Annotated in this window: 11 protein-coding genes; 3 read left to right on the top strand and 8 right to left on the bottom strand. The window is 55.5% G+C overall.

Translation table 11 applies throughout. The features are described 5' to 3' along the window. Window positions 1-2: 2 nt before the first annotated feature. The 8 genes from IR195_RS02300 to IR195_RS02265 form a co-directional block, all read right to left on the bottom strand. Window positions 3-1256, bottom strand: coding sequence for an ABC transporter permease (locus tag IR195_RS02300; RefSeq protein WP_241006782.1), 1254 nt, complete (start codon window positions 1254-1256; stop codon window positions 3-5). A gap of 90 nt (window positions 1257-1346) precedes the next feature. Then, complete coding sequence (locus IR195_RS02295; protein WP_125745270.1) at window positions 1347-2450, bottom strand: extracellular solute-binding protein; 1104 nt, start codon at window positions 2448-2450, stop codon at window positions 1347-1349. A 79-nt stretch (window positions 2451-2529) separates the two neighbouring features. Then, window positions 2530-3666, bottom strand: a complete 1137-nt coding sequence (locus tag IR195_RS02290) for an ABC transporter ATP-binding protein (protein WP_206048654.1) — start codon at window positions 3664-3666, stop codon at window positions 2530-2532. A 393-nt stretch (window positions 3667-4059) separates the two neighbouring features. Beyond that, window positions 4060-5091: a 2,5-dihydroxypyridine 5,6-dioxygenase NicX family protein gene (locus IR195_RS02285; protein ID WP_125745267.1), complete on the bottom strand. Its 1032-nt coding sequence runs from the start codon at window positions 5089-5091 to the stop codon at window positions 4060-4062. A gap of 131 nt (window positions 5092-5222) precedes the next feature. After that, a complete protein-coding gene (locus tag IR195_RS02280) occupies window positions 5223-6731 on the bottom strand; it encodes a sodium:solute symporter family protein (protein WP_125745265.1) in 1509 nt (502 codons plus the stop codon). Next, window positions 6724-6912 carry a hypothetical protein gene (locus IR195_RS02275; protein WP_089039321.1) on the bottom strand — a complete coding sequence of 63 codons (189 nt, stop codon included), beginning with the start codon at window positions 6910-6912 and terminating at the stop codon, window positions 6724-6726. The genes IR195_RS02280 and IR195_RS02275 overlap by 8 nt, the downstream gene beginning before the upstream one ends. Window positions 6913-6933: 21 nt before the next feature. Then, window positions 6934-9948: a c-type cytochrome gene (locus IR195_RS02270; protein WP_241006781.1), complete on the bottom strand. Its 3015-nt coding sequence runs from the start codon at window positions 9946-9948 to the stop codon at window positions 6934-6936. Further along, the gene (locus tag IR195_RS02265) at window positions 9941-10429 is read right to left on the bottom strand and encodes a (2Fe-2S)-binding protein (protein ID WP_146944055.1); all 489 of its coding nucleotides are present in this window, start codon (window positions 10427-10429) and stop codon (window positions 9941-9943) included. The genes IR195_RS02270 and IR195_RS02265 overlap by 8 nt, the downstream gene beginning before the upstream one ends. Window positions 10430-10950: 521 nt before the next feature. Here IR195_RS02265 and IR195_RS02260 point away from each other — a divergent pair. The 3 genes from IR195_RS02260 to IR195_RS02250 are packed head-to-tail and all read left to right on the top strand — an operon-like array spanning window position 10951 to window position 13724. After that, complete coding sequence (locus IR195_RS02260) at window positions 10951-12111, top strand: FAD-dependent monooxygenase (RefSeq protein ID WP_206048653.1); 1161 nt, start codon at window positions 10951-10953, stop codon at window positions 12109-12111. After that, entirely contained in the window at window positions 12108-12926 is an 819-nt protein-coding gene (locus IR195_RS02255; protein WP_206048652.1) for an alpha/beta fold hydrolase, read from the top strand. The genes IR195_RS02260 and IR195_RS02255 overlap by 4 nt, the downstream gene beginning before the upstream one ends. A gap of 45 nt (window positions 12927-12971) precedes the next feature. Continuing rightward, a complete protein-coding gene (locus IR195_RS02250; RefSeq protein ID WP_472223920.1) occupies window positions 12972-13724 on the top strand; it encodes a maleate cis-trans isomerase family protein in 753 nt (250 codons plus the stop codon). The last annotated feature ends 26 nt before the right edge of the window (window positions 13725-13750 follow it).

Genomic DNA, 13750 nt, shown 5'->3' with positions numbered 1-13750 from the left:
GTTTACCCCAGCTTGACCTTGTCGACGCCGATCAGACGATTGAATACCAGATAACAGACAATCACTACGAACAGTAGAATGGAGGCAATCGCAGCCGCCAGTCCCCAGTTGAGCGAGGTCTGCATGTGGTAGGCGATGTAATTAGTGATAAAGCGACCCGACTGCCCACCCACCAACGCCGGTGTAATGTAGTAGCCAATCGATAGTATGAATACCAAGATGCCACCGGCGGCGATGCCTGGGATCGTCAACGGGAAATAGACCCGACGAAAACTGAGAAATGGCTTGCCTCCCAACGAGCGCGCGGCGCGCATATAGCTGGGTGGAATGGTTTTCATCACCGAGTAAAGCGGGAGAATCATAAAAGGCAGCAGGATATGCGTCATGGCGATGATCGTGCCCATCTTGTTGTGGATCATCTGCCACCGCGCCTCATCGGCGATCACGCCGAGGGCCACCATCACATCATTGAGCACCCCCTGTGACTGCAGGATGGCAATCCAAGTGGTGGTGCGTACCAGCAACGAGGTCCAGAACGGCAGCAGTACCAGGATCATCAGCAGGTTAGAGTGACGCATCGGCAGATTCGCCAGCAAAAAGGCCACCGGAAAACCGAGCGCTAGCGTCAGCCCCGTGATGACAGCGCTCATCCATAGCGTTCGCCAAAACAGAGTGGCATGGATCTGCATATGTTCCGGCACTTTGACGATGTCGCCGTCGGGGCTCAACTGGCGATCTACCGCCGCCAGATAATACGACATCGTATAAGGAGACGCTTCGCGCTGGATCAACTTCCAGGTATCAAGCTCTCCCCAGGTATCGTTAACCTCGATCAGCGACTCGCGATACGGCGGCTCCAATCCACCAACGCGGCGTGCCGTTCGGCTAATGGTCGAACGCATGCCCGACTTTTCATAGTTCAGCCGACTGGACAACAGCCCCAGGTTGCGTTCCTGCTGACCGACGCGAAGGTCCTCAGCCAAGGCGGCAAAGGCGACTTCATCGGGTAATGACTGCCCATTCCAGTCTTCCAGCGCCGCAACGGTTCGTGACAGATGGGTGGACACTTCAGGGTTATCGACACTACGCCACAGCATTTCGAACAAGGGCATCAGAAAGGCGATCAACAGAAATGCCAGTAGCGGCGCAACCAGCAACAGCGCCTTGATTTTAGAGCGTCGCACGGTGCGACGCAGGCTAACCTTGAGGGGCACGCCATCGGCCGTTGTCAGAGGAGCTGCAGACGGTTCGGACACGTAGATCTCTCCATCAGGCAAAAGAAGTGATCAGCAACGATCAGCTATCGACATGCCGCCGCCCGACTGTCAACGGACGGCGGCAATGCCTTACTGGGCTAGCCAGGCATTGAAGCGCTGAGTCAGCTCATCGTTGTAGTCCGCCCAAAACAGATCATCTTTTTGCAGTGCCGTTGCAAAGTTCGGCTCGTGGGTTGGCATGTGCGGCGTCATATCGATGCCAGTTTCGGCGTGGGTGGACACCAGCTCAGAAGAAGAAAGGCGTGCTGGGCCATAGGAAATGTACTGAGCCTGATCGGCGAGTCGCTGGGTGTCGGTAGCGAAGTAGAGATAATCCTTCACCTTGTCGAGCTTGCCGGTGGGCACCACCCAGCCATCCAGTTCGAACACCTGCGCATCCCAAATAATTTCGAAAGGTTGGTCTTCAGTGACCATGGCATTAAAGATCCGACCATTGTAGGCGGAGGCAAAGGCGACTTCCTGATCGGCCAACAGCTGAGGTGGCTGGGCGCCCTCTTCCCACCAGATAACCTCATCTTTGATGGTATCTAGCTTGTCGAAGGCTCGCTGCACGCCCTCTTCAGTCTCAAGCATGGCGTAGACGTCATCACGATCGACACCATCGGCGATCAAGGCCCATTCCATATTGTTAATCGGCTTGCGCAGCAGAGCTCGCTTGCCGGGGTAGTTTTCCAGGTCGAAGACATCCTCAATGGTGCTGGGCTGAGCGTCCTCTGGGAACATCTCGCTATTGAAGGCGACAATATTGGAGTAGACGATGGACGCCACAAAGCAGTCACCCAAGCCCCCTTCGACGAAATCCTCGCTTGGCGGTGTACCATCCGGGGCGTCGGCCAGCAGTTCATCGTGGTCGAGAGGCTCGATAAGCCCTTCGTCGCAAGCAATCATGGCATCGGCGGGCAGCATGTCGACTAAATCCCAGGTCACGTTGCCAGCCTGAGATTGAGCGCGCAGCCCCGCCAAAGCGTTACCACTGCGGTCGATATTGACAATCTCGTCGCCAGTCTTCTCTATCCACGGCTTATCGTAAGCCTCGTGCTGGCTCATGCTGTAAGCACCGCCCCAAGAAACAATATTCAGCGTCTGCTGGGCATGGGCACTAACCGCCACGGCAAGTGCCGATATCCCCACGGCAGCGATACTTGTCTTAGCAACGCGATTGCTGATTTTCATAGAGACTCTCCGTTTGCTGTTGTCATCGCCGCCGGCACCATCGGATACCGAGAAACGGCGCACTTGACTGCCGTCCGGCTCATGCATCTAACGCGCGGCAATCGGCACTCGACCAGCCAACCTGAATGTGTTGGCCGGGGCGCATCACCCCACCCCCTTGGGCATTGGGCGTTTTCAAAATAAAGTCATCATTACCGCACACCGACACCCGCGTGCGTAGATGGTCGCCAAGGTAGATAACCTCCTGCACCGTTGCGCTGAACTGGTTGTCGAACTGCGCGCCGTCGGTATCATCCGGCAGGATGCTGACCCGCTCGGGCCTCAGGGACAGCGTTGTACGCGAGCCTACGTCGCCCACCGCCACCGCTTTGGCAATTACCATATCGCCGCTATCCAGGCGCACCTTGCAGTCACTACCGAGGTGCTCGATAACGTCACCCACCAAGCGGTTGTTCTCGCCGATGAAATACGCCACAAAGGCATTTTCCGGCCGTTCGTAGAGTTCGTCCGGAGAGGCTAACTGCTGCACAATGCCATCGTTGAAGACGGCAATGCGGTCAGACATAGTCAGTGCTTCGGTCTGGTCGTGGGTGACGTAGATCATGGTTACCCCAAGACGGGCGTGAATGCGCTTGATCTCGTACTGCATCTCTTCGCGAAGATTCTTGTCCAGCGCGCCCAGCGGTTCGTCCATCAGCACCAGATCAGGCTCAAAGACCAGCGCGCGGGCCAATGCTACTCGTTGCTGCTGGCCGCCAGAGAGCTGCGCCGGGCGGCGATCACCAAACTCTTCCAGGCGTACCATGGCCAGTGCTTTAGCCACTTTCTGCTTAATCTCCGCTTTGCTGAGATGACGAACCTCAAGCGGAAAAGCTAGATTCTCGGCCACCGTCATGTGCGGGAATAACGCATAGTTCTGAAAGACCATGCCAATGCCACGTTTGTGCGGCGGCAAGCCGCTAATTGGCTTGTCGTTCAGCAGAATCTCACCATGGGTGGGGGTTTCGAAGCCTGCCATCATCATCAGACAGGTGGTCTTTCCAGAGCCCGAAGGGCCCAGCAGAGTGACGAATTCGCCCTTGCGGATATCAAGATTGAAGTCCTTGACGACCAGTTCAACACCGTCATAGCTCTTTTGGACATTGACGAAGCGAGCAAAACTCGACGGCACTTCTGCCGCCGTCGTCCCCCCAGCATCTGCAAGGGTCTCATTCATGCACATCCCCCGTTAAAAGCTCTGTTGCGCAAAGGTAAGTGCATGATTCAACACATGCCTCCACACATCCCCAGGCTCCCTATTGGTTTATATTTTTTCCTAATACTTATTAATGACCATAAGGTGAGTCTGTGGCGCATTACAATTTCTGGGGGGATAATTAGCGTTGAAAATCAACCTATCACAGGCATAGCAAAGTCAACTACGGGGGGAGATGTTTTCTAGCATCGAGACACGGCAATGCCCATGGAGGATTCCCCCATGGACAGGAGCGGCGCTATCGGTTAGGTCATATTCGAGCGGCAAGCGGCATACTTAAACACACAATGACATCGTTGCATTCATCTTCGCACTATTCTTTGCCTATTCTTTGCACTATGTATTGCTTGCCTGTCAGTTTCTGTCCATCTGTAGCTCTTTTACGACAATATCACCATCAATCACGATAGGGTTATCATCAAGAAACAGTGAGCAATTACGCATCGGGATATCCAAGTGGCAGGCGGTATCATTTGTGCCACCTAGCTCGCTGTTCGGGCCGGTGGAGAACATCACGTTGCCATAAAAACTGCGCGGTTCCATCCCCATGCCACCCGGGAACTCCCCCGGCACCATGCGGTGCCACTTGGCATTAGGGTTCATGCCCCAGCCCACATGACTCATGCCCATGCCGCGCGGGTCGTTAAAGCTATCCATGTAGGATTTCACTAGCTCCGCATCGAGCCCACCGCGTATATCGGTAATCCAGCCCTTTTCAATGGTGTAGGTAATCGGCTCTCTGACATACATGTTCTGAGGTAGCAAAATATCGCCCGGCGCCACCACAATAGTGCCATCAACGCCATCGTCATCCCCTCCGGTAAACACAAAGCCAGAGGGCCAGTGATCCCAACGCCCCGGTTCGTCGGTACAGGCATACTCAGCAACCGTCTCATAAGTATTCAGTTGGTAGGTGACATCAGTGCCATGGTGCGAGGTGATGCGCATCACTTTGGCTTTTTCCAGCAGCGCGGCGGCTAGCTCAACCTTTTCCCTTAGCTCCTTAGTAGGCAGCATTCTGGCCAGTAGTTCAGGCGGTTCAACCGCCGTCAATATGCGCGTACCCGCAGCTTGGATCGCCATTTGCTCGGGAGAGAACAGCAGGAAAATACAGTCGATCAACATGTCGCAGTTCTTAAGCGCTTCTACCGCATCGGGCATACCAGCAAGCCCCGTCGCTCCCACAGCCCAGCCCCCTGTAGGTAACGGCGCGGGTAACCGCATGTGGTACATATTGGCACCTAAACGCTGCCCCGCCGCCATAAAGGCATCCGCATAATTAAGGCGTTCGCTTCCTTGGGTCAGTACAACGAGTTTTTCGCCTTCATGTACGCCGGACATTTTTAGCTGATGAAGGCAAATTTCGACAAAGCTTGAGTGATCCATAAAGTCTCCTAACTCCCCAAACGGAAGCACCGCTATGCTGTGTACCGGGAAGTGTTAACTGAGAGCGCTCGTGCTCACCTTTGGGCACACCAAGCGCTCTATGGTGTTATCGGTTCAAAGCTGAACGTCAATTAGGCAGCCGCTTCTTTCGTCGCTTGATCGGTGGTAGTACGGCGCTTTTTACCCAGCTCTTCCGCGATGGCGGTAAAGAAAGCGTCCGAAGAGGCTTGATGAGGCTTAGTCATAAGGCTAACGCCAACAAACAGCACACTAGCGACCACAATTCCCCAAACGCCCGCGGGCAGACCCAACAGCGAATTGCCAGTGGCATACATCAACAGCACAAAGGCGCTGGTGCCCACTACGCTTACCAGCGCACCGACGCCAGTACCGCGCTTCCAATAGAAGGCACCGATAAGTGCCGGGACCATGGCTACCAGACCGGAGGAAGCAGCTACCGACAGCACTGCAATCAGGTCAAGCTGGAGCTCGGCAAAGGCCAGCGCCATCAGTGCGATTACCGGCACCACGAACTTACCTACCAGCAGTTGGCGCTTTTCACTGACGTTCGGTTTAACGTTCGCATAGACGTCGCGGGAGACCATAGATGCCAGCGTCAGCATGATCGAATCGATGGTGGAGACGGCGGCGGCCATGATGCCGATCATGACGATGACGCCAAGTACTGGCGGCACAAACTCCGAGGCCAGCAGCGTGGGCGTAGCTAAATCTGCACTTGCAAGACTTGGGAAAGCGGCTAAAGCAGAGAAGCCCCAAAGCACAGAGACCATGGTGTAGATAAAACCAAATACCAGGAAGCCAATCAGCATGTGGCGCATGGAGCGCAGCGAGGAAGGCATAAACAGGCGTTGACTGACCTGCGGGTTGGAAATACTAAAGAAGAACCAGGGAATAGTTAGCCCCAGGAAAGTGACAAAGCTGAACAAGCCAGGGCCGGGCACCGTCAGCGACTGTGGGTGTTCCGTTGCCAGCGTATCGAATAGTGCGCCGAAACCACCCAGGCCTTGGATCACCAAGAAGGCCACCAGGGTTGAGGCAACAATCATCATGATGGCCTGGAGCGAGTCGGTCCACATCACCGAACGAATACCCGCGATATAGGAGAAGAAGATGGCAATGGCAGTGGCCAGCACCACCCCAGTCGTAAAAGTAATCGCGCCATCAGTAATCCCCTGTAACAGGTAACCGACACCTGCGAGCTGAACGGCTGAATAGGGAATCAGGAAGATACAACTGGCAATCGAGACAGCCATGGCCACATGTTTGCTGTTGTAGCGGTGGCCCAACATCTCGCTGGGGGTTACAAAACCAAACTTCTTGCCCACCGCCCAGAATTTTGGCCCGAAGATAGCCACAAGCGACACACCGGCGAAATAGATAATTTCAAAACCGAGCGCTCCCACGCCGCCGGCATAGGTAAGACCTGCCAAGCCCACCATCATAAAAGCACTGTAGGTAGTGGCACTGTAACTCAGCGCCGAGACAAAGCCGTTCATTTGTCGGTTACCCAGGAAGTATCCCGACATACTTTCGGAAGGACCTTGGCGAGACATAATCGCAATGCCAATAGCGATCAATAAGTAGATGGCAATCGACCACCAGATGAGTGACTCAGTCATTGCTGTGCTCCTCAAAATCTTTAGTGATAAACACATTCAGCGCAATGATGATCAGCCCTGCCAACATCCAAAACAGGAAGCTGCCGTACCAGAACGCGACCCCGCTCAAGAGGGTGTAAGGCACTAGGTAGCTAAGCAGGACGACTGCCCATACTAGCCATATCCATTTACTGCGTTTCATAATCCACCTCGTTTTATTACGTCAGGGAGTAGAGTGAGTGTTGTTGTAGTGAGGCTGGCGTAACTCTGTGATACGTTGTTTTACTTGTTGCCAAGGTGCTTTCTCTGGGGCAAAGCGCGCTCGGAGATAGGTCGTCAAATCAGCGACCTGGGTATTACTAAAGCTGTCGGCAAAGCCTGGCATGCTACCGATACCGGGAACGTGTTCGGCATGAACACCGCCCAAAATTGACTGAATAACGTTATCGGGATGGTCGCTGTGCAAATTGGTATTCAGCGCCAGATTAGTGCTCGCCCTCGAAAAGCTAGGAACGCCAGAATCGACATGGCACGCCGCACAAGCGCCCTCGAAAAGCCGCTCCCCTGCCTCCAGCCCTGTTGAGCTAACGGCTGCACTGGTCACGCGCTGCGTAGCATCCGCCACCGCTGCATCGCTATTCCCGCTTGGTGCCTGCATTTGGGCGGCCACATAGTGAGCAATCGCCCGCACATCGTATTCAGGTAGCTCCGCCAGCCCCGCTACCACCGGGGCCATAGGGCCAGAGGCAACGCCGTGAAGCTCAGATTCACCGTGGCGCAGATAGTCGTAAAGCGATGTTTCACTCCACGGGATGGGCGCACGCGACAGCCTATTAAGCGGTGGCGCTTCCCAACCATCTACAAAGGCACCGGCAAAATACGCCTCGCCGTTTTTCTCAGCCCCCATGGCATTGCGGGGGCTATGACAGGCGCTGCAGTGGCCCAACCCTTCGGCGAGATAGGCTCCCCGGTTATACAGCTCGCTTTGCATGGGATCAGGCTGGAAAGGAGTGGCATCGTGATAAAGCGTATTCCAGCCTGCCATTAAGCTACGCACGCTGAAGGGGAACGCGAGCGCATTGGCGTTTTTTTCAGTCGCGACAGGAGGCTGAGCCATTAAGTAGGCGTAAAGCGCCTGTAAATCGGCATCACTGGTCTTGGCAAATGCCGTATAGGGGAACGCGGGATACAGGTGGCTGCCATCACGGCTAATGCCATGGCGCATAGCGCGTTCAAAGGCTGCGTAAGACCACTGACCAATCCCCGTCGCCTCATCCGGGGTAATGTTAGTGCTGTAGAGCGTCCCGAAAGGAGTTTCAAATTCGCGTCCACCGGCATTGGTCACGCCACCTCCGGTGGTATGACATGCGGCGCAGTCGCCTGCCGCTGCGACGAGCCGCCCGCGCTCAATGGTCTCGGCGGAATAGAGATTGGCGGCTGGCCGAGAAACAGGCGCAATGGCGCCTTTCCACGGCCAGGCCACGGCTGCAGTGCCCGCAATAGTGGTGAACGCTGCCGCGGCTAACCATCGACGCTTCGGGGATCGCGACTGTTTAAATTTTTTAATTGGGAGTCTAGTTTCTTCTGCAGAAGAGGCTTCAAGTGCCTGACGAACGCGTTTGGCGGTAAACGGTGGTTGGCGAAAACGTAGGCCGGTGGCATCAAAAAGTGCATTGGCGATTACCGCAACACCTGGCGATAGCTCCGCACCGCTTAACACATCTTCGCTGACGCTATGATTAACACCCTCCTCAGCAGGGCTTAGCGAAGAAGCACTGGCTGGTAAGCCCGCTGAATAGTCACTTTTCGCTAGCGTACGACTGCCGTCACCCCACTCGTCGAAACTGGGCGCTTGCCCCAAAAGGGGACGCGCTTCGCCCAGTACTCGGGCCTGTAGCGTTTGCTGCAGGCGATCAGTATCCACGTCAGGGCCAGCATCCTGCCCCACCACCAAACGGGTAAGCTGAACATCGCCGGTGACAAGATTGACCTCCACGTCGGCAATCCAGGCCGAGCGCACTCCCGATTCCACGCGCTGATTCCGATCGGGCAGCTGAGAATAGGCAAAGCCCCGCCCGCGCAGTAGATCCTGGGGTAAAGCGTCCGCTGATGGATTGGACGCCCTGTGCCAATCGGCCCGTTTAGCCACGGACTCAATCAGCTCTATGCCACGTGCATCGTCAAGATGGCGAAGTCGCAGCGCGATAGGGTCTTGGCCGCTCTCGCGGGCAACCTCATCTAAAAAGGATTCCCGCGCAAACGTCTGCTGTATCCCCATCAAGGTGGAATTGGTGGAGAGCGAAGCTGGCTGGGAGCGTGCAGCAAGGTATTGATCGCGAAATATATAGGGCGAAAATGGCGTTGTGTCTTGCTCACCGGTGGTGGCCTCAGCGCTAGCGGTGGCTATCGCGGCCCTACCGCTTAACAGCAACCCTATGCCAGCCACCTCACCCGTGAGGTTGGCCTGCTGATAGTGATAACGGGCTATCTCACCACTACTGGCAATGTCTGCGTTTAGGCTAATTCGCTGCGCTTGGCCTAATGCCTGAGCATCCTTGGCGTAGTGGGCATCGAGCCAAACGGCTACCGGGCCACCCACCGTGCGCGACATCAACGCCGCATCCACGGCGGCATCGTCACCGCAATGGCGGCCCAGCCCTGAGACCTGGTTTGATGCGTGCTTATCATCAGCGCTGTAAAGCTCAATCTGGCTAATATCCAGCGCGGTTAACCGGCTTAGGTCCTGTTTAAGCGCCGCTGGGGTGACGGTTTGCCCCCACACACTCAATTGTTGGTCGCGACAATCGGCAATTACCCAACTGGGGTGATTGCCCCAGCGCATGCGACTCGGCCAGCCATACTCATGGTTCGAATGCATGTTCGACTGGCTAGGCTTTACAACAGGCGACTCAGAGGGCTCTTGACCTCTTTCAGGCACTTTTTCGGATGCTTGTTGAACGGCCTGCCACTCAATCTTCAGCTGTTTCGCGGCATCGGTCGCCAAGGCCAAACTATCGGCAACCACCGCCACAAAATTCCCATCCACCACGACTTCAATAGAGCCAGAGAGTGAGGCAATGCTATTGTGATCGACGCCAACTAAGCGATCACTCTCAAAACGCTCGCCATTCCACCGATAGTAAGGTGGACGCACCACGACACCAAAACGTGCCTTCGCTAGCAGCGCGGGGATGTCAGCCTGCTTTTGCTGGCCATGGCGCATCGCCCCTTCACTCATGAGAAGCCTCCTGCAACGCGGCCGCATTAATAACTACGGCACGCTCCGCTGCCTGGAGAATTTCAACATGGGTGCCACATCGGCAGAGGTTATGCTCTAAAGCGGTGCGAATCTGATGTGCAGAGGGTTGGGCATTATGATTTAGCAACGCTCGAATAGTGATGATCATGCCGTTCAAACAGTAGCCACACTGGGCTGCCTGAGCATCGATAAAGGCTTGCTGAACAGGGTCAAGCTCTTCGCCATGGGAAAGACCATCAAGGGTGGTTACCTCATGACCAACAGCAGCAGACACGGGCAGCACGCAGGTGCGTGCGGCCATGCCATCAATCAATACACTGCATGCCCCACACTCACCCAAACCACAGCCATACTTAGGTCCATTGAGCGCCAAGTCGTTACGCAACACATTGAGCAATGGTGTCTGTGGCGGCACGGCCAACTCGTGTTCGTGCCCATTGATAGTTAGCTTTAGCGTCATAGGGGGTCATCATCGTTATTGTTAAGCCCGCCCTCTTGCTCTGAATAGGGCTTGGGTATGACTTAGATACTACTAATAAATACTGCCTGCCAAACACGCTTCGTAGCGTCTTCAACCAGCCTATTTTCAGCTCCCATTCACATACGGCCAATCGACTTGCACCAACCGAATGCAGAGCGAACACCCATCGAGCATTAAAGGTGCATACACCACAAAAACAAGCCTAATAAACGTATAGCACTCAATGCATGCGCTTTTCAAGTTTTGATAAAAAATCAAAAAAACAGCCATTAACACATTAAATTCATACCCTTAAACAAAAACATCACCTTATTTTCGTTGAAAAATAATTTCAAAACTAATTCTTGACCAAAAAATAAATGGTGTATACGTTGTTTTATAGCATTCAAAAACACCTTCCAAGGAAGTCAACCATGTCAGCCCTCTGAGGCGTTGCGTGAAAACAGGTGTTGGGTGAAGAAACGAGTGATAGGCGAATAAAACAGCGAGGAAACCAGAATATGAACAATAAACCCACCATAGCCGTTATTGGCGCGGGTCTTGGCGGCGCCGCTGCAGGCGCGCTACTACAGAAAGCGGGCTACCCCACCAAGGTGTACGAACAGGCACCCGCGTTTGCGCGCCTTGGGGCAGGCATTCACCTTGGCCCCAACGTGATGAAAGTAATGCGCCGCATTGGTATTGAAGAGCAGCTCAATACCATGGGCTCACACCCCGATTACTGGTTCAGCCGCAACGGCATGACCGGCGAGTACCAGTCTCGTATCCCGCTAGGCGAGTTTGCGCGCGAAAACTATGGCGCAGCCTATATCACCGTACATCGTGGCGATCTGCACGAGTTGATGGTCAGCACGCTCGACCAGGACAACCTCTACTTCGATAAGCGCCTGGTCGATGTCGACGATAGCGGCGACAAGGTCGTCATGACCTTCGCTGACGGTACCACGGAAGAGGCCGACTTAGTGATCGGCGCCGACGGGGTCAATTCGCGGCTGCGCGAGAAGCTGCTGGGCCCAGAGGCGCCGATCTATAGCGGCTGGGTCGCTCACCGAGCCATCATCTCTGCCGAAAAACTCAAGGCATACGACCTGGATTTCGAAGCCTGCGTGAAGTGGTGGTCAGAAGACCGACACATGATGGTGTACTTCGTGACCGGCGACGAGAAAGAGTATTACTACGTGACCGGTGTGCCGGAGCCCGATTGGAACCACGGCACGTCCTTCGTCGACAGCTCCCGGGAAGAGATGCGCAAAGCATTCGAAGGTTACCACCCCACCGTACAAGCACTGATTGACTGTACCGAAACCGTCACCAAATGGCCCTTGCTGGAGCGCAACCCGCTGCCACTGTGGCATGAAAATCGACTGGTGCTGCTGGGCGATGCCTGCCATCCGATGAAGCCCCATATGGCCCAGGGTGCTGCCATGGCCATCGAAGACGCAGCCATGCTGGTACGCTGCCTGGAAGAAGTAGGCGCCGAGCACTACCAACAGGCCTTCGAGCTTTACCGCACCAACCGTTTTGAACGCGCTTCGCGGGTTCAGAAGGTCTCTCACGACAATACCTGGTTACGTGAAGACGAAGACCCGGCCTGGGTATTCGCCTACGACCCTTTTGAAGTACCGCTCAAGCAACCCACCAGCCAAGGGAGCCCGGCATGAGCAGCACCTATCTCTATGGCGCCAATGTGCACGCCAATGGCATTCGTCAGCACTACCTACGCTTTGGTGACAGCGTCGAGACAGCACGCCAACCGCTGGTGCTAATCCCCGGCATCACCAGCCCGGCGATCACCTGGAGCTTTGTGGCCGAGCGGCTAGGCAAGCACTTCGACACCTATGTGCTGGATGTCCGAGGGCGCGGTTTGTCGTCCTCCGGCCCCGACCTCGCCTATGACACCGACACCTGCGCCGACGACGTGATCGCTTTTATCGATGCGCTCGGTCTAAGCAATGTCATTCTGGCTGGCCATTCCATGGGCGCGCGCTTTGCGCTGCGCGCCATGAGTCGCGGCGCCAAGGACATCGATAAACTGGTACTTATCGACCCGCCGGTTTCAGGACCAGGGCGCCGTGAGTACCCCAGCAAGTTGCCCTGGTACGTGGACTCGATTCGTGACTGCACCCGGGGCGCAGACATCGACACCATGCGCCACTACTGCCCCACCTGGAGTGACGAGCAGCTGCGGTTACGCGCCGAGTGGTTACACACTTGCTTTGAGCCCGCCATTGTTCAGGCATTTGAAGAGTTCCACAGCGTCGATATCCACCAGGATTTCCCCGCTATCAAAGTGCCCACGCTGCTGATGTGTGCAGGCAAGGGCGGGGTTATCCAGGATGAAGATCGCGCTGAGATTCTCGACCAGCTGCCGACCATTCGCATCACAACCGCAGCACAGGCGGGCCATATGATTCCTTGGGATGACTTCGACGGTTTTTTCGCCGCGTTTGAAGACTTCCTGGGCACACAACTCTAACCAAGGCCAATGACCATGACGCACAGCACCATGTCTAACAACTCCATGACCAAGACATACCGTATCGGCCAGATCGTCCCCAGCTCCAATATCACCATGGAGACTGAGATACCTGCCATGCTTACTGCACGGCAGTTGATTCGTCCGGAACGCTTTACTTTTCACTCCAGCCGCATGCGCATGAAAACCGTCAGCAAGGACGAGCTGGCCGCGATGGATGCGGAGTCTGACCGCTGTGCCTTGGAACTCTCCGATGCAGCAGTAGATGTGATGGGGTATGCCTGCCTGGTTGCCATTATGGCGATGGGACCCGGCTACCACCGAGCCTCGCAAAAGCGTTTGCGCAGCCGCACCGAAGAGAATGGCTGCGACACGCCGGTGGTCACCAGCGCCGGCGCGCTGGTCGATGCCCTGGGTGTGATGAAAGCCAAACGTGTAGTGGTAGTGGCGCCTTACATGAAGCCGCTAACCGAAATGGTGGTCGACTACATCCGCCAGGAAGGCATTGAGGTGCTCGACTACCGGGCACTTGAGATCCCCAACAACCTGGATGTCGCTCGCCACGATCCCGCCAATCTCCCCGAAATCGTCGCCAGCCTCGATTTAAGTAACGTGGACGCGATCATCTTATCAGCCTGTGTGCAAATGCCCTCGCTACCGGCCGTCGCCAAGGTTGAAGCCCTGACCGGTAAGCCGGTGGTGACCGCAGCTATCGCGACCACCTACGCCATGCTCAAGGCACTCGACCTAGAACCCATCGTACCGGGCGCGGGTGCTCTCTTGTCAGGGGCTTACTAACGAGATCAGGTGCTGATTAACGATTT

The organism is Vreelandella venusta, assembly GCF_015689495.1.
GTDB lineage: Bacteria > Pseudomonadota > Gammaproteobacteria > Pseudomonadales > Halomonadaceae > Vreelandella > Vreelandella venusta.
Note: the sequence above shows the minus strand (reverse complement) of the source record. Positions and strands in the feature narration are given on the sequence as shown.

Bases quoted from the DNA above. Each gene is read 5' to 3' on its own strand.
- IR195_RS02275 (WP_089039321.1), bottom strand. From the start codon at position 6,912: ATGAAACGCAGTAAATGGATATGGCTAGTATGGGCAGTCGTCCTGCTT.
- IR195_RS02295 (WP_125745270.1), bottom strand. From the start codon at position 2,450: ATGAAAATCAGCAATCGCGTTGCTAAGACAAGTATCGCTGCCGTGGGG.
- IR195_RS02290 (WP_206048654.1), bottom strand. From the start codon at position 3,666: ATGAATGAGACCCTTGCAGATGCTGGGGGGACGACGGCGGCAGAAGTG.
- IR195_RS02255 (WP_206048652.1), top strand. From the start codon at position 12,108: ATGAGCAGCACCTATCTCTATGGCGCCAATGTGCACGCCAATGGCATT.
- IR195_RS02265 (WP_146944055.1), bottom strand. From the start codon at position 10,429: ATGACGCTAAAGCTAACTATCAATGGGCACGAACACGAGTTGGCCGTG.
- IR195_RS02285 (WP_125745267.1), bottom strand. From the start codon at position 5,091: ATGGATCACTCAAGCTTTGTCGAAATTTGCCTTCATCAGCTAAAAATG.
- IR195_RS02280 (WP_125745265.1), bottom strand. From the start codon at position 6,731: ATGACTGAGTCACTCATCTGGTGGTCGATTGCCATCTACTTATTGATC.
- IR195_RS02270 (WP_241006781.1), bottom strand. From the start codon at position 9,948: ATGAGTGAAGGGGCGATGCGCCATGGCCAGCAAAAGCAGGCTGACATC.
- IR195_RS02250 (WP_472223920.1), top strand. From the start codon at position 12,972: ATGACCAAGACATACCGTATCGGCCAGATCGTCCCCAGCTCCAATATC.
- IR195_RS02260 (WP_206048653.1), top strand. From the start codon at position 10,951: ATGAACAATAAACCCACCATAGCCGTTATTGGCGCGGGTCTTGGCGGC.